Raw genomic sequence first — 18,779 nt, forward strand, 5'->3', positions numbered from 1 at the left:
TTCCCACATACGCCGACTATATCATAATGATATCGTAAGTCAATGTTTATAACGCATAGAGATGTATAATATAGGCCGAGCATTTCGCGCCGCGCCGCCGCGCCGCTTGCGCGCGCCGCCGGCAAGTGAAATTTTAGCGCCCAGCTCAGGATCGGGACCGGTCATGGATGAGGCGCTCATCGGCGTCGACGTGGGAACGGGCAGCGTTCGTGCGGGCGTTTTCACTTTGCGCGGGCAATTGCTCTCCAATGCGCGGCGGGTGATCGCCACCTGGCGCGAGGCCGGCGACATTGTCGAACAGTCCTCGGCCGACATCTGGGCGGCGACCGTGGCCGCGGTGCGCGCGGCGATCGAAGCGGCCGGCGTGAAGCCGGAATCGGTCGGCGGCATCGGCTTCGACGCGACCTGTTCGCTGGTTGTCCTCGATCCGTCCGGCCAATCGCTTCCGGTCGGGCCGAGCGGCGATCCGGCCCGCGACGTCATCGTCTGGATGGATCACCGCGCGGTCGAGGAGGCGGAGCTGATCAACCGCGGCGGCCACGACGCGTTGCGCTATGTCGGGGGCGCGATCTCGCCGGAAATGCAGCCGCCCAAGCTGCTGTGGCTCGCCCGCCACGCGCCGCGCGTCTTCGCCTCCGCCGGCCATTTCTTCGATCTCGCCGATTTCCTCACCTTCCGCGCCACCGGCTCGCTCGCCCGCTCCGCCTGCACCGTTGCCTGCAAATGGCTCTATCTGGCGCGCGAGCGGCGCTGGCCGCAGGACTTCTTCGCCGGCGTCGGGCTGGGGGCGCTCGGCGGGCCGGGCTTCGCCCGCATCGGCGCCGAGATCGTCGCGCCGGGGACGGCGCTGGGGCGCGGGCTCGCCGCCGATGCGGCGAATGCGTTCGGCCTGCCGCCGGGCGTCCCGGTCGGCGCCGGGCTGATCGACGCGCACGCCGGGGCGCTGGCGACTTTGGCCGCCGCGCGCGGCGACGAGATCGCCGATCCGCGCCGCCGCATCGCTCTGGTGCTCGGCACCTCCGCCTGCTGCATGGCGGTCGCCGACGAGGCGCGCTTCATCCCCGGCGTCTGGGGCCCGCATTATGCGGCGCTGACGCCCGGCCAATGGCTCGACGAAGGCGGCCAGTCGGCCTTCGGCGCAGCGATCGATCGCCTGATGCGGATGAGCCCGGCCTTCGCCGGCGTCGCCGGGCGGCCCAGCGCCTTCGACGCGTTGGAGCGCGAGATCGTCGCCCGCGCCGGCGGCGCCTCGCAGGCGGCGCGGCTCGCCCGCGACCTGCACGTCCTGCCCGACTTTCTCGGCAACCGCTCGCCCCACGCCGATCCGGCGGCGCGCGGCGCGGTGGTCGGCTTCGACCTTCGCGACGACGAAGAGAGCGCGATGGCGCTCTACGTCGCCGGCCTGTGCGGCCTGGCGCAGGGACTGGGACAGGTCATCCGCCTGCTCGAGCGCAACGGCTTCGCCTGCGACGCGCTCGTCGCCAGCGGCGGCGCGGCGCGTAGCGCCCTGGTCAGGCAGATCGTCGCCGACGCGACCGGACGGCCCGTCGCCGCGCCGGAGACGAGCGAGCCGGTGCTGCTCGGCGGGGCGATGCTCGGCGCGGTCGCCGCGGGGCGGCGAACGCTCATCGAGGCGATGACGACGATGTCGAAGCTCGGCCTCGTCAGCGAGCCAGCGGGCGGCGAGATCGCCGCCCTGCACGCCGCCAAGCGGCGCGTCTTCGAAGCGCTGCAGGAGGCCGAGCGCACGGCGCGCGCGGCGATGCGCGAGGGCGAGCGCGCCGCGGTCTGGCCGAAGGTGATCATCTTCGATTGCGACGGCGTGATCGTCGACAGCGAGACGATCGCGCTGGAGCGCACGCGCGCGGTGTTGGCCCGCTACGGCCTCGAGCTCAGCGCCGAACAGGCGCGCGAGCGTTTCCTCGGCGTCAGCGCCCAGGCGATCCGCCGCATGGCGGAGCGCGATCTCGGGTCGAAGCTGCCGGCGAATTTTCTCGACGAACTGACCCAGGACATCATCGCCGCGTTCGAGCACGAGCTGAAGGGCGTCGAGGGCGTTCGCGAGGCGCTGGCCGAGCTCGGCGGCGGCGCGGTCTGCATCGCCTCGTCGAGCTCGCTCGAGCGCACCCGCGCCTCGCTGCGCATCGTCGGCTACACGCCGCTGTTCGAGCCCAACCTGTTCTCGGCGGCCGAAGTCGCGCACGGCAAGCCGGCGCCCGACTTGTTCCTGCATGCCGCCAAGCGCATGGGCGCCCGGCCGGTCGATTGTCTGGTGATCGAGGACAGCGAACCGGGCGTGACCGCGGCGGTGCGCGCCGAAATGACGGTGTTCGGCTTCCTCGGCGGCGGGCATATCGTCGGCCATGCGCATGGCGAGCGTCTCAGCGCCGCCGGCGCGGCGCAGGTGTTCGACGATATGCGCGAGCTGCCGCGGCGCATCCGCGAGCAACGGGGGCGGCGCGCCGCCGACGGATGCGATCGAGCGAAAGGACGCGACGATGGCGAGAAACGGTGACGGCGAGAGCGCGCGCCTCGACGATGCGGCGCGCGCCGGCTGGCTCTACTACGTCGCCGGCAACACCCAGGACGAGATCGCCAAGAAGCTCGGCGTTTCGCGCCAGTCGGCGCAGCGGCTGGTGTCGCTGGCGATCAGCGAGCGGCTGATCAAGGTGCGGCTCGACCATCCGATCGCGCGCTGCATGGAGCTCGCTTCGCTGCTGCGCCAGCGCTACGACCTGCGCTATTGCGAGATTTCGCCGACCGATCCGGCCTCGAACTCCGCGACCCTCGGCATCGCCCAGATCGCCGCCGCCGAGATGGAGCGCTGGTTGCGCCGCACCGATCCGGTGATCATCGGCATCGGCACCGGCCGCACGATGCGCGCCGTCGGCGACCAGTTGCCGCAGATGGAATGTCCGCAACACCGGTTGGTCGGGCTCGTCGGCACCACCAAGACCGACGGCTCGGCTTCGTTCTACGACGTCATCATGCGCGTCTCGGATACGGTGCGCGCGCCGCTCTATCCGATGGCGGTGCCGGTGCTGGCCCGCACCGCCGAGGAGTGCGGGCTGTTGACCAGTCTGCCGTCGATTCGCAAGGTGCTGTCGCTGGTCGAGCAGGCTGACGCAACGTTCGTCGGCGTCGGTTCGATCGGCGAGAACACGCCGCTGTTGAAGGACGGCTTCATCAGCGAAGAGGAAAACGACGCCCTGCGCCGCGCCGGCGCGGTGGGCGAGATCACCGGCTGGGCGTTCGACGCGCGCGGCCAGCTGATCGAAGGCCTGACCAACGAGCGCGTCGCCAGCGCGCCGCTGCACCGGCCGACCAAGCGGCTGATGATCGGCGTCGCGATGGGGCCGCTGCGCCGCGCGGCGATCCGCGGGGCGCTGGTCGGGCAGCTGATCTCCGGCCTGGTGACCGACGAGGCGACGGCTGAGCATCTGCTGCGCCGCTGAGCGGTAGCGCGCAAATATATCATATAAAACAATCATTTGAATTTTGATTGGGCGCTCGCATTGTGCGGCGCAGCGACGATTTCGGGTTGACACTGGCGGCGTGACGATGTGAATATTCGCCCGCTACAGTAGCAATTGCCCAAACCGGCATTGCCGATCGGAGGATACGCTATGAAGGTGCTCGTGAAGGGCCTGCTGGGCGCGGTGGCGCTCGCCGGCTTCTCGCTTCCCGCTTACGCCGACACCACCCTGACCATCGCCACCGTCAACAATGGCGACATGATCCGGATGCAGAAGCTGACGGACGATTTCACCAAGGCCAATCCGGATATCAAGCTCAACTGGGTGACGCTGGAAGAGAACGTCCTTCGCCAGAAGGTGACGACCGACATCGCCACCAAGGCCGGCCAGTTCGACGTGCTGACCATCGGCACCTACGAGGTCCCGATCTGGGCCAAGAAGGGCTGGCTCGATCCGCTCGACAAGCTCGGCGGCGACTACGACGTCGACGACCTGCTGCCCGCCATCCGCGCCGGCCTCTCGTCCGACGGCAAGCTCTACGCCGCGCCGTTCTATGGCGAGAGCTCGTTCGTGATGTATCGCACCGACCTGATGAAGAAGGCCGGTCTGACGATGCCGGAGAAGCCGACCTGGGACTTCATCAAGCAGGCCGCCGACAAGATGACCGACAAGTCCGGCGAGATCTACGGCGTCTGCCTGCGCGGCAAGGCGGGCTGGGGCGAGAACATGGCCTTCCTGACCGCGACCGCCAACTCCTTCGGCGCGCGCTGGTTCGACGAAAAGTGGGCGCCGCAGTTCAACTCGCCCGAGTGGAAGAAGACGCTCGACTTCTATGTCTCGCTGATGAAGGCCGACGGGCCTCCCGGCGCCTCCTCGAACGGCTTCAACGAGAACCTGGCGCTGTTCGACGCCGGCAAATGCGGCATGTGGATCGACGCCACGGTCGCGGCCGGCTTCGTGACCGACCCGTCGCAGTCGAAGGTCGCCAAGGACGTCGGCTTCGCGCTGGCGCCCGACAACGGCCTCGGCAAGCGCGGCAACTGGCTGTGGGCGTGGTCGCTCGCAGTTCCCGCCGGCTCGCAGAAAGTCGACGCCGCCGAGAAGTTCATCGGCTGGGCGACCTCGAAGCACTACACCGAACTCGTCGCCGCGAAGGAAGGTTGGGCGCGCGTTCCGCCCGGAACTCGCACCTCGCTCTACAAGAACCCGGAGTACGCGAAGGCGGCGCCGTGGGCCCAGATGACGCTCGACTCGATCAACTCGGCCGATCCGCTGCATCCGACCGTGCAGCCAGTTCCCTACACGGGCGTGCAGTTCGTCGCGATTCCCGAGTTCCAGGGCATGGCCACCGACGTCGGGCAGGACTTCTCCGCCGCGCTCGCCGGCACGATGAGCGTCGACGAGGCGCTCGCCAAGGCGCAGGCCTCGACCGAAGACGCCATGAAGCAGGCCGGCTACATCAAGTAAGCCGCTCGCGAAAGACGAGGGCCGCCGCAAGCCTGCGGCCCTCGGGGGCAACCCCTCCCTGTCCCCCCGCCCCTCCCCCTCGTTTCGGGGAGGGGAAGGGGCCAGGAGCGGGAGGCCGCGCTAGGATCGACGCGCTCGCGCGCCATCCAAAGTCACGCCAAGCGAAAGCGGCGCGGCGCGCGATTTGACACCTCGACGGGGGCGAAACCGATGGCGACCCGACAGACGACGACCGCAGGACGCATCCTGGTCGCGCCTTCAGTCATTTTGCTGTTCGCCTGGATGCTCGCGCCGCTGGCGCAGACCCTCTATTTTTCATTGCTGCATTACAGCCTGCTCGATCCGACGAATGTGCGATTCATCGGCTTTCAGAACTACGCGCATTTCCTTTCCGATCCCAACTTCGCCGGCGCGCTCGGCAACACGTTGATCCTTGTCGCCTCGGTGCTCGTCATCAGCGTTGTCGGCGGCATGCTCGTGGCGCTGCTGATGGATCAGCAGGTGTTCGGTCAGAACGTTTTGCGGCTGATGGTCATCGCGCCCTTCTTCGTCATGCCGACGGTGAGCGCGCTCGTCTGGAAGAACCTGCTGATGAACCCGGAGTCCGGGCTCTTCACCTGGGTCACCAGGTCGCTCGGTCTGCCGACGCCGGTGTGGTTCACCAACTGGCCGATGGTTTCGGTGATCCTCATCGTTTCGTGGGAATGGCTGCCCTTCGCCAGCCTCATCCTGCTGACTGCGCTGCAGTCGCTCGACGAGGAGCAGAAGGAGGCGGCGCAACTCGACGGCGCGGGGCCTGTCTCCTATTTCGGCTACATCATCGTGCCGCATATCGCGCGCGCGGTGACCGTCGTCATCCTCATCGAGACGATTTTTCTGCTCAGCGTTTTCGCCGAAATTCTGGTCACGACTTCCGGCGGTCCGGGCATCGCGACCACCAACATCGCCTTCCTCGTCTACAAGGAGGCGCTGCTCAACTTCAACGTCGGCGGCGCCTCGGCCGGAGGCATCGTCGCCGTCGTGCTCGCCAATGTCGTCGCCATCTTCCTCATGCGGATGATCGGCAGGAATCTGGAGGGCTAGGGCCATGGCGCGACGGCAATCGATGAGTAGACGCCTCGGGGTCACCGCCCTCGCCTGGGCGGTCGGGCTGCTGATCTTCTTCCCGATCCTGTGGACGTTCCTGACGAGCTTCAAGACCGAGCTCGACGCCTTCGCCTATCCGCCGAAGTTCCTGTTCTTCCACTGGACGCTCGAGAACTACGTCGAGGTCCAGGATCGTTCGAACTATCTCTTGTTCGCCTACAATTCGATCGTTCTGTCGATCGGCGCGAACGTGATCGGCCTCGTCATCGCCGTGCCGGCCGCCTGGTCGATGGCCTTCGCTCCGACGGTCGTTCCCGAGCGCGCGCTCACGCGCAGGCTCTATATCGTCATTCTCGCCGCCATCGCCGTCGCAGCCGTCCTATTGTGGCTGGTCGGCGACGCGCGTTCGGACTGGCGTGTCTATGGACCGGTGGCCGCCGTTGCGACCTTGCCGATCATCTACTGGATCATGACCCGCCGCACCACCGACGTGATGATGTGGATGCTGTCGACCAAGATGATGCCGGGCGTCGGCGTGCTGGTGCCGATCTTCCTGTGGTTCCGCGACCTGCATCTGCTCGATTCCCGATTCGGCATCGGGTTGATGCTGTTGCTGATGAACCTGCCGCTGTTGATCTGGATGCTCTACACCTACTTCAAGGAGATCCCGGTCGACATTCTCGAAGCGGCGCGCATGGACGGCGCCTCGCTGATGAACGAGATCATCCACGTGCTGACGCCGATGGCGGTGCCGGGCATCGCTTCCACCATGCTGCTGGCGGTCATCCTGTCGTGGAACGAGGCGTTCTGGACGCTCAACCTGACGACCCACGACGCCGCGCCGCTCACTGCCTTCATCGCCTCCTATTCGGCGCCCGAAGGTCTGTTCTGGGCCAAGCTATCGGCGGCCTCGACCCTCGCCATCGCGCCCATCCTCGTCCTCGGCTGGTTCTCGCAGAAGCAATTGGTGCGCGGCCTGACTTTCGGCGCCGTCAAGTGATCCGGATCTAAGGAAACCCGACCATGGGCAGCATCGAACTGAAAGGCGTGCGCAAGAGCTTCGGCGCCGTCAACATCATCAACGGCGTCGATCTCAAGATCGAGGATGGCGAATTCGCCGTGTTCGTCGGCCCGTCGGGCTGCGGCAAGTCGACGCTGCTCAGACTGATCGCCGGCCTTGAGGACCTCACCTCCGGCGCCGTGCTGATCAACGGCCTCGATGTCTCCGACGTCGGGCCGGCCCAGCGCGGGCTGGCGATGGTGTTCCAGTCCTACGCGCTCTATCCCCACATGAGCGTGCGCAACAACATCGCCTTCGCGCTCAAGATGGCGAAGCAGCCGCCGGCCATCATCGAACAGAAGGTGCAGAAGGCCGCCGGCATTCTCAATCTGTCCGACTATCTCGACCGCAAGCCGCGCCAGCTCTCCGGCGGCCAGCGCCAACGCGTCGCCATCGGCCGGGCGATCGTGCGCGAGCCCAAGGCGTTCCTGTTCGACGAGCCGCTCTCCAATCTCGACGCGGCGCTGCGTGTGCAAATGCGGGTGGAGATCGGCGAACTGCACAACGCGCTGAAGACGACGATGATCTACGTCACCCACGACCAGGTCGAGGCGATGACCATGGCCAACAAGATCGTGGTGCTCGACAAGGGTTCGGTGATGCAGGTCGGCTCGCCGCTCGAACTCTACAACCGGCCGAACGGGCTGTTCGTCGCCGGCTTCATCGGCTCGCCGAAGATGAACCTGATCCGCGGCGAAGTGGCGGCCAGGCGCGGCGCGACGACGATCGGCATCCGGCCCGAGCACGCCGACATTTCGACCACCGCCGGCGAGTGGCAGGCGTCGGTGAGGGTCGCCGAACACCTCGGCTCCGACACCTTCCTGCACGCCGAGTCCGACGTTGTCGGGCCATTGACCATTCGCCTCGCCGGCGAGGCGCCGATCGCACCGGGCGACAGGATCTTCGTCACGCCGCGTCCGGCGCACGTGCATCGCTTCGGCGAAGACGGCCGGCGAATGGCGTGATCGCATCTCTGCGAACACAGTCGAATGGGAATGAAATGATGAGCGTAAAACTTTCCGCCGCCGCGCTGGGCCGGCTGCCCAAGGGCGTCGCGGCGCCGGGCTATGATCGCGCAAGTCTCCGCGCCGGAATCGTTCACATCGGCGTCGGCAATTTCCACCGCGCGCATCAGGCGGTTTATCTCGACGATCTGTTCGCTTCGGGACGCGATCACGACTGGGCGATCGTCGGCGCCGGCGTGCGCGAATACGACATCGACATGCGCGCCAAGCTCGCCGCCCAGGATTACTTGACGACGGTGGTCGAGCAGGAGGCGCAGGCGACGACGGTCCGGGTGACCGCGCCGATGATCGACTTCGTCAAGCCGTTCGACGTCGCGGCGATGCTCGAAATGTTGTCGCGGCCGGCGATCCGCATCGTGTCGCTGACGGTCACCGAAGGCGGCTATTGCATCGATCCGGCGACACAGAAGTTCGATCCGCGCCATCCCGAGATCGCCCATGACGCGGCCCATTTCGACGCGCCGAAATCGGCCTTCGGCCTGATCGCGGCCGGCCTCAAGCGCCGTCGCGAAGCCGGCGTCGCGCCGTTCACCGTCATGTCGTGCGACAACATTCCGGGCAACGGCCACGTCTGCGAGAACGCCGTCGCCGGGCTGGCGGAATCGGTCGATCGCGAGCTCGCGGCCTGGATTCGCGCTCATGTCGCGTTCCCCAATTCTATGGTCGACCGCATCACGCCGGCGACCACCGACCGCGAACGCGCGATCCTCAAGGACCAGTACGGGGTCGAGGACAACTTCCCGGTGTTCTGCGAACAGTTCCGCGAGTGGGTGGTCGAGGACCGCTTCCCCGCCGGGCGGCCGGCGCTGGAGACGGTCGGCGTGACCTTCGTCGCCGACGTCGCGCCCTACGAGCTGATGAAGATCCGCATCCTCAACGGCGGCCACGCGACGATCGCCTATCCGGCCGGGCTGCTCGACGTGCATTTCGTCCACGAGGCGATGGAGGACAAGCAGATCGCGACCTTCCTCGAGACCCTGACCAAGCGCGAGATTCTGTCGGTCGTGCCGCCGCCGCCCGGCGTCAGTCTCGAAGCCTATCGCCTCAAGGTCGCCGAACGCTTCGCCAACCCGAAGATCGGCGACACGGTCGCGCGCCTGTGCCTCGATGGCTCGAACCGGCAACCGAAGTTCATTCTGCCGAGCGTCGTCGACCGGCTGAAGGCCGGGCAGAGCTTCGTCGGCCTGGCGCTGGTCTCGGCGCTGTGGTGCCGCTACTGCTACGGCGAGTCGGAGAGCGGCAAGATCATCCCGCCCAACGACCCCAACTGGGATCGCCTGCAGCAGGCGGCGCGGCCGGCGCGCGCTGACCCGCGCGCCTTCCTCGCCATGCGCGACATCTTCGGCGCGCTGTCGGATACGCCCTCCTATGTCGCCGCCTTCTCCAACGCCCTGACCAAGCTGTGGTCGCAGGGCGTCCGCGCCACGCTCGACGATTATCTCGCCGGCCGGCTGTAAGCGGGCGCGCCGGCCGCCTCGAGGCTGCGACCGCTTTCAATTGAAGAGGAAATGGAACCGTGAAACTGAAGGATAAGGTCGCCCTCGTCACCGGCGGCGCGCGCGGCATTGGCGCGGCGATCGTCAATCGCTACGTCGCCGAAGGGGCGAAAGTGGCGGTCGCCGACGTATCGTTCGCGCAGGCCAAGGAGACCGCGGCGCTGCACGGCGACAAAGCGTTCGCGGTCGAGGTCGACGTGACGAAGATGGCGTCGATCGAAAACGCGGTCGCCGCGGTCGAAGCGCGCTGGGGCGGCATCGACATTCTCGTCAACGGCGCCGGCGTTTTCGACCTGGCCCCGATCGTCGAAGTCACCGAAGCGAGCTGGGACAAGGTGTTCGCGGTCAATGCGAAGGGCATGTTCTTTACCCTGCAGGCGGTCGCTAGGCGGATGATCGCGCGCGGCAAGGGCGGCAAGATCATCAATCTCTCGTCGCAGGCGGGCCGACGCGGCGAGGCGCTGGTCAGCGTCTATTGCGCCTCCAAGGCGGCGGTCATTTCGCTCACCCAGTCCGCCGGCCTCGACCTGATCAAACACCACATCAACGTCAACGGCATCTCGCCCGGCGTGGCGGATACGCCGATGTGGGACCACGTCGACTCGCTGTTCGCCAAATACGAGCATCGGCCGCTCGGCGAGAAAAAGCGGCTGGTCGGCGAGGCGGTGCCGTTCGGGCGGATGGGCCTGCCCGAAGACCATGTCGGCGCCGCGGTGTTTCTCGCCTCGTCCGACAGCGACTACGTCGTCGCTCAGACGCTCAACGTCGACGGCGGCAACTGGATGAGTTGAGGCCGCTGAAGCGGCCGGAGGTGGGGGAAGCGCCCGCCCGGAGCGGCGGACGACGGGCGACGGGACGCGAGACCGCCTCGAGCCGAGGCGCATGCGAAGCGGGCGTCGGCAAGTTCGAGACGGGCTCGCGTCGCGCGGCTCGGAGCCACGCGCGGAAACTGTGAAGCGGGCGACCGCAGTCTGATCCTGTCGCCTCGAATATTCTCAATGCGATACGACGGCGATCAGCGGTTCGGCGCGCGTTCACAGCTTACAAGCGCATCATCGCCGCTTGTCCGTTTGTTCCCGGCGCCTTGGAGTGGACGACAGTTCCCCGGACGACGGCGTCGGCCGCGACCGCGCCGTGAAACGTCAAGAGGCCAGACAGGCTCGGGTTGCTGAGGTTGGTCATCTGACAGGTCAGCTCGACGCTGCCGCCATTGATGACTCCGACGGCCGAGCAGCCGCCGTTAGGCCCCTTGCAAAGCCCCGCGATCTGCGAGCCCGTCTGTGTGACGTCGCAAACCTGAGCGAAACTCAGCGCCGTCCTGCCGGACAAGATCAGCCCGCTGAACAGCCACTTGCCCGAATAGTCGCTCGACTGCGCCAACGCGCCCTGCGCGGCGCCGGCCGCAAGCGCAATCAGCCCCAGGATTTTCAATAGCCTCATGGCAGCCGCCTCCCCGTTACGAGCCGCAGGCCAAACCCAAGCCGTCTTTGCCGTGCGCTGGGCTCGCTTCCCCCACATTCATCCGGCCACGACCGGAGTCGAGGGTCGAAATTGGCGCAGGCGCGCGGCGGAGCCAAGTGCGATGCGCCTAGCTGGCCCGGGCTGACGGCGACGGCGCTGCGGTTACGCCTGTCGTTCCCCGGCATCCAGAATCCATGTCCGGTCGGAGAAAGCGACATAGATGCGCTCTTGCCCGAGCGCCGCGCCAAGCGCGGCCGCGAGTTCGTTCAACATCGCCTCGATGTCGGCGTCCGGCAGTTGGCCGAGATAGGCGTGAACCGCTTCGCCGGTAAATTCCGCCACCGGCTCGCGATCCGAACCGACCGTGCCGTCCGCGCGCGGCCAGGCGTAGGTGACTTCCGCTCGGGTAAACATTCCGGACAACGCTGGCTGACCGGCCTCGACCCTGCGCTTCATCCAGGCGCGGGCGGTGCGCACCGCCTCGGAAACGTCGAAGACGCGGCCTTCAGGGTCCCAGCCTTCACGGAGGCCGACGCTGATGCGAAAGTCCCGGCGTGGCCCTCGCGAGCCCGGCACGATCGCATAGTCTTCTCGCCTTGGCGCGGCGGGCCGACGCGCGGATGCGTCAGACATCGTCCCGAACTCCCTCAGCGTTTCTTCTCGATGCGGTCGGGCAAGTCAGGTTGGCGCCGCCGCAAGATGACTTACAGCCATCTGGCCGGCCGCCAGTCGGCAATCTGCTTCTTCAGCGCCTTGGCGGCGTCGGCGAGGGCCTCGCGTTTTGTGGCGTACGACACGGGGGATCGATTGCGAGGCTGTTCGTTTTCGCAGAGCGTCCAGCGGAAGCGGCCATCGCGCAAAAGATCGGGTTCAACCGTGATCGTGAACGGGTGATTTTCGACCATCTCGATAGTATGGGCGCACAGCGAGACGTTTTCCAGCACGCGGTTTGAACGTCGATTTCAAACCGATCGGTTTTCTGAAACCCGGCGCCCTTGATTCCTTTTCGGGAAGGTGTAGGTTCAATCCGTGCCGTGATGAGGGCTCAGCTCTACGTGAAATCCACAACAGAGAGAAGCATGGCGCCGCATCAGACATAGCCCCGGCCATTACATTATGTGACCGGGGCTTCACTGTTTTCCGGCCTTGACGCTCCTGCGCGCCCACTTCTCCGGCAAACAATAGGCCATCGGCGTCTCGATCAGTCTGTCGCCATAGCCTGATATCGTTGCTTCCATCGAGCGACGCTCGCCATCGCCTTCGTCGCGCCGCTTTTCGGCGCTAGTAAACTCCAGCGTTTGTCACAATCGCCGCGCCAGACCAAAGCGTCAGGCTTCCTTCGAAATCGCACATTGATCGGGACCCCTTTGAGCGTCCCGCGGAATCCTTACGACGGATGTCGTACGAAAGGAGGTTGCATATGCGTAACCTCGTCGAGCCCCCTTTGTCCTTGCACTGCGAACTCTGCCACGGCGAACTCAGGTTCAAACGGATTGAGCCAAACGATCCGGTCTTCGATCTCGTCGTCGAGATCTTCGTTTGCGTAGAATGCGGGCGTGTGCATTCGCGCCGGATGAATCGCGACCCCTATGCCGCACACACCGCGAGGAGTTTGCCGCGCGGCAGGGCGGATCAGCCGGGCGCAGCCGGCGGCGATAGATACGCTTGATGCGCGCGGTCACGGATTCGTCTGATCTCGTTGCGGACATGCCGCAAGGCGTCGAGAGCGGCTGCGACGCCGTGCAGGCGTGAGTGCCCGCTTCGACATTTCGATTGCACGAAGGCGCCCGTCCCCTCCCGGCCAAGTCCGGACATCGAACGGACCCGCGGTCGCCGCGGGTGACATTTTGCCCCGCCCGTCCTAAAAGCGCTTCCATAGGCCCCCTTCCGCCCGTCGAGAGCCAGCGATGAACCAACCGTTGCCGGACGCCGCTTTCGGCCCTGCGCTGCGGCGCGCCGCCGTTCCAGTGCGCATCGGCAGCGGCGCCGGCGCGGTGACGGTCGGCGGCGGGGCGCCGATCGTCGTCCAGTCGATGACCAACACCGACACCGCCGACGTCGAGGCGACGGCGCGCCAGATCGCGGCGCTGGCGCGCGCCGGCTCGGAGCTGGTGCGGATCACCGTCGACCGCGACGAGGCCGCAGCGGCGGTCCCGCGCATCCGCGACCGCCTGCTGGCGATGGGGGTCGAGGTTCCGCTGATCGGCGACTTTCACTACATCGGCCACAAGCTGCTCGCCGACCATCCCGCCTGCGCCGAGGCGCTCGACAAATACCGCATCAATCCCGGCAACGTCGGCTTCCGCAACAAGCGCGACGCGCAGTTCGCCCAGATCGTCGAAATCGCGCTCAAGAACGACAAGTGCGTGCGCATCGGCGCCAACTGGGGCTCGCTCGACCAGGAACTGCTGACGACGCTGATGGATGCCAACGCGCTGGCTTCGCGCCCGCTGTCGGCGCGGGCGGTGACGCAGGAGGCGATGGTCCAGTCGGCGCTCATCTCGGCGGCGCGGGCCGAGGCGATCGGCCTCGAGCGCGACCGCATCATCCTGTCGGCCAAGGTCTCGGCGGTGCAGGACCTGATCGCCGTCTATCGCAGCCTCGCGACCCGTTCGGATTACGCGCTCCACCTCGGCCTCACCGAGGCCGGCATGGGCTCGAAGGGCATCGTCGCTTCGTCCGCCGCGCTCGGCGTGCTGCTCCAGGAAGGGATCGGCGACACGATCCGCGTCTCCCTGACGCCCGAGCCGAACGGCGACCGCACGCTGGAAGTGAAGGTCGCGCGCGAGATCCTGCAGACGATGGGCTTCCGCATCTTCGCGCCGCAGGTCGCGGCCTGCCCCGGCTGCGGCCGCACCACTTCGACCGTGTTCCAGGAACTGGCGCAGCAGATCGAATCGTTCCTCGAACAAGCGATGCCGCAGTGGAAGACGCGCTATCCCGGCGTCGAGACGCTCAACGTCGCGGTGATGGGCTGCATCGTCAACGGTCCGGGCGAGAGCAAGCACGCCGACATCGGCATCTCGCTGCCCGGCACGGGCGAGACGCCCGCCGCGCCGGTGTTCGTCGACGGAGTCAAGACCGTGACGTTGCGGGGCTCGACCATCGCCGCGGAATTCAAGCGGCTGGTCGAGGCTTACGTAGAGAAACGCTTCGGCGGCCGCGGCATGGCCGCGGAGTAGGGCGCTCGCATTCGCTGACGTCAGAGATAACGCGCGCGGACCCGAGCGATGCGCGTCGTGTTTGCGCGTAACGCCGACGCGATGGGAGGCGTGCGGCGGCCGTTACGGCGCCGGCGTCACGCCAGTCCGCGCTAAGCGTCACAGGTAGCGTCACTTATTCGCCGCGGCGCGCCCATTTCCTTGACCATATGTTCTCGTTGTGTTCTCCTTTCACAGGTTGAAATTCTCTATGGAGAAGCCGCTTGGGCGCGCTTCCGTTCATCCGTTTCTTTGGTCTCAGCGAAGACGGCGTGCGTTGCGGCGCGGACGGCCTCGCCGTCGGCCCGACGCCGTTGCTCCGCCGCGCCGCCTCCGGCGGGTGGGATCGGAAGCATTGTGGCGATACGGAGCCCTGACGTGAGCCCGGAAGACTATGCGCAGATGCCGACCGAGCGGCTGCTGCTTCTGTTCGCCGAGACGGCGAACGCAAGCGGCGTCGGCCGGGTTTTCCAATCCGGCGGCGCGCCGCCCGACGCGGTCCTGCCGACGCGAGAGGAAGCCAAGCGCGGCTTGGCCGACAGCGCGGCGATCGCCGGCGCGCTGAGCTTGAAGGCGACGGCGCCCGAGATCGAGCCGCTGTTCGACAGCGACGACCCCGACATTCGCATCTGCGCGGCGGCGCTGCTGAGCGCCTTCGCGCCGGCGCTGAGCGAAGCGGCGTGGCGCGGGGTGATGGCCAAGCGCACGACCCGCGAGGCGCTGGCGTTGGGGGCGCGCGCGCGCACGCCGCCGCCGACGCGTCCAGCCCTCGCCGAGATGGACGACGACGCGTTGATGACGCGGTTCGAGGACGCGGCCGAACGGCTGACCGCGTGCCGCTTCATCGATTGGCGCGACGACGAAAGCGACAAGGACGTCCGCAACGCCATCGTCGCCGAGCAGTCGCAGATCGGCGCGGAGATCAGAAGGCGCGGCATGCTGGCGCGGCTGCTGCCGTTCCTCGACGGCGCCGAGCCGTCGGCCCGCCTGTTCGCCGCGCTCGGCTGTCTGCGCATCGCCGCGGTGAAAGCGGTCGCCACGCTGGAGGAAATCGGCGACGACGGCGGTCTCGACGATCGCGCCGTCGCGCTCGACAACCTCGAGCGCTGGCGCAACGGGCCTGGCGCCGTCGACGAGGCGTGACGGCAGCGGGCGGATGGCGCGCCGGCGCGCCCTGCGCTACCAAGGCGCAAGCTGACGTGGGCCGCTCGAGCCCGCACGCCGGAGCCTTCGATGTACGAACCGCCGCTCCATCGCCAGGACGATCTCGCCGCCCTGCATGATCTGATCCGCCGCCGGCCGCTCGGCCTGATCGTCAATCGCGGGGCGCAGGGGCTCGCCGCCAATGCGGTTCCGTTCCTCATCGACGCCGGGATCGGGCGGTTCGGTCGGCTGCGCGCCCATGTCGCGCGCGCCAACGGCCTGTGGCGCGAGCTGCAGGGGGAGGCCGAGACGCTGGTCGTGTTCCAGGACGTCGACCATTACATCTCGCCGTCGTGGTATGCGACCAAGCGCGAGACCGGCAAAGTCGTGCCAACCTGGAATTACGTGATGGTCCAGGCGCGCGGCCGCGCGAAGGTGATCGAGGACGAGGCCTGGCTGCGCGGCCAGATCGCCGAACTCACCGCGACGCACGAAGGCGGCCGGGCCGCGCCATGGGCGGTCGACGACGCGCCCGAGGATTTCGTCGCCGCGATGGCGCGCCAGATCGTCGGCCTGGAGATCGAGATCGACGATCTGCGCGGCAAATGGAAGGCGAGCCAGAACCGTCCGGCCGCCGACCGCGCCGGCGTGATCGCCGGTCTGACCGAAGACGGCGACCCGGACGCGCTGGCGATGGCGGCGATCGTCGGCCAGGCGGCGAAATAGCGCATTCGCAGGCGCCCGCCCGCCGTCCGTCCGCCGCTTCCGGCCATTTTGCAATTTTCCGCTTGACTTCGACATGTTTCGATATATCTTGCTGTAAGATATATCGTGATCGGTCTTGAATAGACATATCGCGATAGATCGCAACTCAAAAGGAAAAGCAATGCATTTCAGACACTTCAACCAAGATGAACATGGACGGGATGGCCGCGGCGAGGAGCGCGGACGCTGTGTCCATGACGGCTTCGGCCGCGACGGGCGCTTTGGCCGCCATTGGCGCGGCGGCTACGAACCGCGCGACGGCCGCCCGTTCGATTCCGGCGACCTTCGGTTCGTCATTCTCGCCATGTTGGCCGAGAAGCCGCGCCACGGCTACGAGATCATCAAGGCGCTCGGCGAGCGGGTCGGCGGCGGCTACAGCCCGAGCCCCGGCGTCGTCTATCCGACCCTGTCGATGATCGAGGACATGGGCTACGCGACCGCCGCGCAGGAGCAGGGCGGGCGCAAGCTTTACACGCTCACCGCCGAAGGCGAAGCCTTCGTCGCCGAGAACAAGGCGCAGGTCGACGCGATCTTCGCCCGTCTCGACGGCGCGGAGGGCGCGCGGCGCGGCGACTTCGGGCCGGTCCTCAGGGCGATGGAGAACCTGCGGATGGCGGTGCGCCTGCGCGTCCGTCGGCGCGAGTCGACCGCGGCCGTGGTCCAGGCGATCGCCGACGCGCTCGACACCGCCGCCAAAGCGGTCGAGCGGCTCTGAGCGGCGCGGCCCGGCGCCGGGCCGCCGCCGTCTCCCCTCCGACGCGCTCGCGCCGACGCGCGTCACGCCCTTTTTGACCCATGTCATCGCCCCGATCGGAGCGGCGCGACAGCATGAACGAAAAGGGGAGGAGCCGAGGGGCGATGTTCAAGCACATCCTCATTCCCACCGACGGAACCGACCTTTCGCGCAAGGCGGTCATCTATGGCGTGCAACTCGCCAAGACGGTCGGCGCGCGCGTCACCGCAATCACCGTCAGCGAGCCCTATAACGTCGCCTCAATGGACGCGGTGCTGGTCGCCGAGACGCCTGAAGAGCACGAAGCGCAGACGGCGCGCGTCGCCGAGCGCGCGCTCGAGCAGGTGCGGATGGCCGCCGAAGCGGCCAGCGTCAGCGCCGAGACACTGCGCGAGGTCCACGACCAGCCCTATCGCGCCATCATCGATTGCGCCCGCGCTTGCGGTTGCGATCTCGTCGTCATGGCGTCGCATGGCAGGCGCGGCGTCGCCGCGCTGCTGGTCGGCAGCGAGACGACCAAGGTGCTCACCCACAGCACGATCCCGGTGCTGGTCTACCGCTGAGGCGCGGGCGGCGCTTCGTTGCACGCCGGCTATGGCCGCCAGCGTGACTACGAGGCTTTCGGAGCTTGCGGACATGGTCAAGGTGCTAGAAGGCTTGGCAAGCATCTAAGGACGCCTGATCCGAATGACAGCTCACATCCGGGGCGTGTCGGCTTAGAAGAGGGGGAGCGGATGGTCAGCATCGCGCCTGGTAATCGAGAAGGCCCTCCGGGAAGCCTGATAGGAACCCGGCGAGACATTGTGGTCATTGGAGCTTCGCGGGGAGGCGTCGATGCCCTTACAGGAATTGTCGCGGCCTTGCCGCCCAGCCTACAGTCCACGCTCCTCATCGTGCTTCACACCAGCCCTACGCATGTAAGCCAATTTCCTGCGATCCTTTCCGGAGCCGGCCCACTTCCGGCCGAGCACGGAAGAAATGGCGCGCGCATTGAGCGCGGCCACATTTACGTGGCGCCTCCGGACCATCACATGACAGTCGGCCCGATCGGTTTCATTCAGCTCAACCAAGGTCCTAAGGATAATTACACGAGACCGGCCGCCGATCCGCTCTTTCGGTCGGCGGCGAGCATATATGGCTCGCGCGTGATCGGAATCATACTGACGGGGGGTGGCAGCGACGGGACAAACGGACTCATTGCTGTCGAACAGGCCGGCGGCCTCGCAATAGTGCAGGACCCGGACGAGGCTCTCGATCCAAACATGCCGCTGAGCGCTCTTCTCCGTGACAACCCAAATCTCTGCTTGCCGTTGAGCAAGATACCGGGCGTCATCATCAGGCTTAGCCCGGTCTCGCAAGCAAACGTCTAAAAGCCCGCATGGCGGGGTTGACTCTTCCTGGATCTTTGCCGGGGAGCCGTCTCACGCCAAAGGTCATCAAGCAAGCGGCTCGCGAGAAAACTGACCAGCAAGGCGCCTATCTGGCAGCCAGGAAATTTATCACCGGCGGATTCCAAACTGACCCACGACCCAAGCGGGCGGCGGCTTGACGGCGGCGAACCGCATGGATTTCGCTGGCATCAGCAGTCCCTTCTCCCGGTAAACGGGGAGAAGGGACGCCACGCGTCAATCTTTCCACAGCATGCCCCAGCCGGAGTCAGCCATGCCCGTGCACTTCACCGCTGACGAAATGGCCGCGCGCAAGCGCCGGCTGCTCGGCGCGATGGCCGAGCTTCGGCTCGATGGGCTGCTGCTGTTCGCGCAGGAAAGCGACTATTGGCTCACCGGCTACGACAGCTTCGGCTTCTGCTTCTTCCAGTGCCTCTATGTCGGCGGCGACGGCCGCGTCGCGCTGCTGACCCGCTCGG

Annotated in this window: 18 protein-coding genes and 2 pseudogenes; 17 read left to right on the forward strand and 3 right to left on the reverse strand. The window is 66.9% G+C overall.

What is annotated here, in order from left to right; genetic code table 11:
* Positions 1–163: 163 nt before the first annotated feature.
* From ABSF49_RS03980 to ABSF49_RS04020, 9 genes and pseudogenes are all read left to right on the forward strand, one after another.
* Positions 164–2,515: an FGGY family pentulose kinase gene (locus tag ABSF49_RS03980; protein ID WP_424111338.1), complete on the forward strand. Its 2,352-nt coding sequence runs from the start codon at positions 164–166 to the stop codon at positions 2,513–2,515.
* Positions 2,499–3,455: a sugar-binding transcriptional regulator gene (locus ABSF49_RS03985; protein ID WP_424111339.1), complete on the forward strand. Its 957-nt coding sequence runs from the start codon at positions 2,499–2,501 to the stop codon at positions 3,453–3,455. Before ABSF49_RS03980 ends, ABSF49_RS03985 begins: the two co-directional genes overlap by 17 nt.
* Positions 3,456–3,626: 171 nt before the next feature.
* Positions 3,627–4,943 (forward strand): ABC transporter substrate-binding protein, encoded by a 1,317-nt coding sequence (locus ABSF49_RS03990; RefSeq protein ID WP_424111340.1) that lies wholly within the window; start codon positions 3,627–3,629, stop codon positions 4,941–4,943.
* 210 nt (positions 4,944–5,153) lie between these two features.
* The gene (locus tag ABSF49_RS03995; protein WP_424111341.1) at positions 5,154–6,026 is read left to right on the forward strand and encodes a carbohydrate ABC transporter permease; all 873 of its coding nucleotides are present in this window, start codon (positions 5,154–5,156) and stop codon (positions 6,024–6,026) included.
* 4 nt (positions 6,027–6,030) lie between these two features.
* Positions 6,031–6,333: pseudogene (locus ABSF49_RS04000) on the forward strand (carbohydrate ABC transporter permease); the annotation flags it as partial.
* A gap of 168 nt (positions 6,334–6,501) precedes the next feature.
* Positions 6,502–7,029, forward strand: a pseudogene (locus ABSF49_RS04005) (carbohydrate ABC transporter permease); the annotation flags it as partial.
* Between the two features lie 23 nt (positions 7,030–7,052).
* Positions 7,053–8,054, forward strand: a complete 1,002-nt coding sequence (locus tag ABSF49_RS04010; protein ID WP_424111342.1) for an ABC transporter ATP-binding protein — start codon at positions 7,053–7,055, stop codon at positions 8,052–8,054.
* A 38-nt stretch (positions 8,055–8,092) separates the two neighbouring features.
* Positions 8,093–9,571, forward strand: a complete 1,479-nt coding sequence (locus ABSF49_RS04015) for a mannitol dehydrogenase family protein (RefSeq protein WP_424111343.1) — start codon at positions 8,093–8,095, stop codon at positions 9,569–9,571.
* A gap of 59 nt (positions 9,572–9,630) precedes the next feature.
* Positions 9,631–10,401 carry an L-iditol 2-dehydrogenase gene (locus ABSF49_RS04020; protein WP_424111344.1) on the forward strand — a complete coding sequence of 257 codons (771 nt, stop codon included), beginning with the start codon at positions 9,631–9,633 and terminating at the stop codon, positions 10,399–10,401.
* 250 nt (positions 10,402–10,651) lie between these two features.
* Here the strand turns inward: ABSF49_RS04020 and ABSF49_RS04025 are convergent, their stop codons facing one another.
* The 3 genes from ABSF49_RS04025 to ABSF49_RS04035 all read right to left on the reverse strand — a co-directional run bounded on the left by ABSF49_RS04025 (position 10,652) and on the right by ABSF49_RS04035 (position 12,015).
* The gene (locus ABSF49_RS04025) at positions 10,652–11,050 is read right to left on the reverse strand and encodes a hypothetical protein (RefSeq protein WP_424111345.1); all 399 of its coding nucleotides are present in this window, start codon (positions 11,048–11,050) and stop codon (positions 10,652–10,654) included.
* A 183-nt stretch (positions 11,051–11,233) separates the two neighbouring features.
* Positions 11,234–11,548 carry a hypothetical protein gene (locus ABSF49_RS04030; protein ID WP_424111346.1) on the reverse strand — a complete coding sequence of 105 codons (315 nt, stop codon included), beginning with the start codon at positions 11,546–11,548 and terminating at the stop codon, positions 11,234–11,236.
* 227 nt (positions 11,549–11,775) lie between these two features.
* On the reverse strand, positions 11,776–12,015 hold the full coding sequence (locus ABSF49_RS04035) for a hypothetical protein (RefSeq protein WP_424111347.1): 240 nt from the start codon (positions 12,013–12,015) through the stop codon (positions 11,776–11,778).
* 476 nt (positions 12,016–12,491) lie between these two features.
* Here ABSF49_RS04035 and ABSF49_RS04040 point away from each other — a divergent pair, with 476 nt between their 5' ends.
* The 8 genes from ABSF49_RS04040 to ABSF49_RS04075 all read left to right on the forward strand — a co-directional run.
* On the forward strand, positions 12,492–12,740 hold the full coding sequence (locus tag ABSF49_RS04040; RefSeq protein ID WP_424111348.1) for a hypothetical protein: 249 nt from the start codon (positions 12,492–12,494) through the stop codon (positions 12,738–12,740).
* Between the two features lie 238 nt (positions 12,741–12,978).
* Complete coding sequence (ispG, locus tag ABSF49_RS04045) at positions 12,979–14,253, forward strand: flavodoxin-dependent (E)-4-hydroxy-3-methylbut-2-enyl-diphosphate synthase (protein ID WP_424111349.1); 1,275 nt, start codon at positions 12,979–12,981, stop codon at positions 14,251–14,253.
* Positions 14,254–14,649: 396 nt separating this feature from the next.
* The gene (locus tag ABSF49_RS04050; protein WP_424111350.1) at positions 14,650–15,414 is read left to right on the forward strand and encodes a hypothetical protein; all 765 of its coding nucleotides are present in this window, start codon (positions 14,650–14,652) and stop codon (positions 15,412–15,414) included.
* A gap of 90 nt (positions 15,415–15,504) precedes the next feature.
* Positions 15,505–16,140 carry an FMN-binding negative transcriptional regulator gene (locus tag ABSF49_RS04055; protein ID WP_424111351.1) on the forward strand — a complete coding sequence of 212 codons (636 nt, stop codon included), beginning with the start codon at positions 15,505–15,507 and terminating at the stop codon, positions 16,138–16,140.
* A gap of 160 nt (positions 16,141–16,300) precedes the next feature.
* On the forward strand, positions 16,301–16,894 hold the full coding sequence (locus ABSF49_RS04060; RefSeq protein ID WP_424111352.1) for a PadR family transcriptional regulator: 594 nt from the start codon (positions 16,301–16,303) through the stop codon (positions 16,892–16,894).
* 143 nt (positions 16,895–17,037) lie between these two features.
* Entirely contained in the window at positions 17,038–17,475 is a 438-nt protein-coding gene (locus tag ABSF49_RS04065) for a universal stress protein (protein ID WP_424111353.1), read from the forward strand.
* 171 nt (positions 17,476–17,646) lie between these two features.
* Positions 17,647–18,282 carry a chemotaxis protein CheB gene (locus tag ABSF49_RS04070; RefSeq protein ID WP_424111354.1) on the forward strand — a complete coding sequence of 212 codons (636 nt, stop codon included), beginning with the start codon at positions 17,647–17,649 and terminating at the stop codon, positions 18,280–18,282.
* A 292-nt stretch (positions 18,283–18,574) separates the two neighbouring features.
* On the forward strand, positions 18,575–18,779 hold a 205-nt coding region (locus tag ABSF49_RS04075; RefSeq protein ID WP_424111355.1), incomplete at its 3' end, for an aminopeptidase P family N-terminal domain-containing protein.

This window comes from Roseiarcus sp. (assembly GCF_049514155.1).
Classification (GTDB): domain Bacteria; phylum Pseudomonadota; class Alphaproteobacteria; order Rhizobiales; family Beijerinckiaceae; genus Roseiarcus.

Bases quoted from the DNA above. Each gene is read 5' to 3' on its own strand.
- ABSF49_RS03980 (WP_424111338.1), top strand. From the start codon at position 164: ATGGATGAGGCGCTCATCGGCGTCGACGTGGGAACGGGCAGCGTTCGT.
- ABSF49_RS03985 (WP_424111339.1), top strand. From the start codon at position 2,499: ATGGCGAGAAACGGTGACGGCGAGAGCGCGCGCCTCGACGATGCGGCG.
- ABSF49_RS03990 (WP_424111340.1), top strand. From the start codon at position 3,627: ATGAAGGTGCTCGTGAAGGGCCTGCTGGGCGCGGTGGCGCTCGCCGGC.
- ABSF49_RS03995 (WP_424111341.1), top strand. From the start codon at position 5,154: ATGGCGACCCGACAGACGACGACCGCAGGACGCATCCTGGTCGCGCCT.
- ABSF49_RS04010 (WP_424111342.1), top strand. From the start codon at position 7,053: ATGGGCAGCATCGAACTGAAAGGCGTGCGCAAGAGCTTCGGCGCCGTC.
- ABSF49_RS04015 (WP_424111343.1), top strand. From the start codon at position 8,093: ATGAGCGTAAAACTTTCCGCCGCCGCGCTGGGCCGGCTGCCCAAGGGC.
- ABSF49_RS04025 (WP_424111345.1), bottom strand. From the start codon at position 11,050: ATGAGGCTATTGAAAATCCTGGGGCTGATTGCGCTTGCGGCCGGCGCC.
- ABSF49_RS04040 (WP_424111348.1), top strand. From the start codon at position 12,492: ATGCGTAACCTCGTCGAGCCCCCTTTGTCCTTGCACTGCGAACTCTGC.
- ispG (WP_424111349.1), top strand. From the start codon at position 12,979: ATGAACCAACCGTTGCCGGACGCCGCTTTCGGCCCTGCGCTGCGGCGC.
- ABSF49_RS04055 (WP_424111351.1), top strand. From the start codon at position 15,505: ATGTACGAACCGCCGCTCCATCGCCAGGACGATCTCGCCGCCCTGCAT.
- ABSF49_RS04060 (WP_424111352.1), top strand. From the start codon at position 16,301: ATGCATTTCAGACACTTCAACCAAGATGAACATGGACGGGATGGCCGC.
- ABSF49_RS04065 (WP_424111353.1), top strand. From the start codon at position 17,038: ATGTTCAAGCACATCCTCATTCCCACCGACGGAACCGACCTTTCGCGC.
- ABSF49_RS04070 (WP_424111354.1), top strand. From the start codon at position 17,647: ATGGTCAGCATCGCGCCTGGTAATCGAGAAGGCCCTCCGGGAAGCCTG.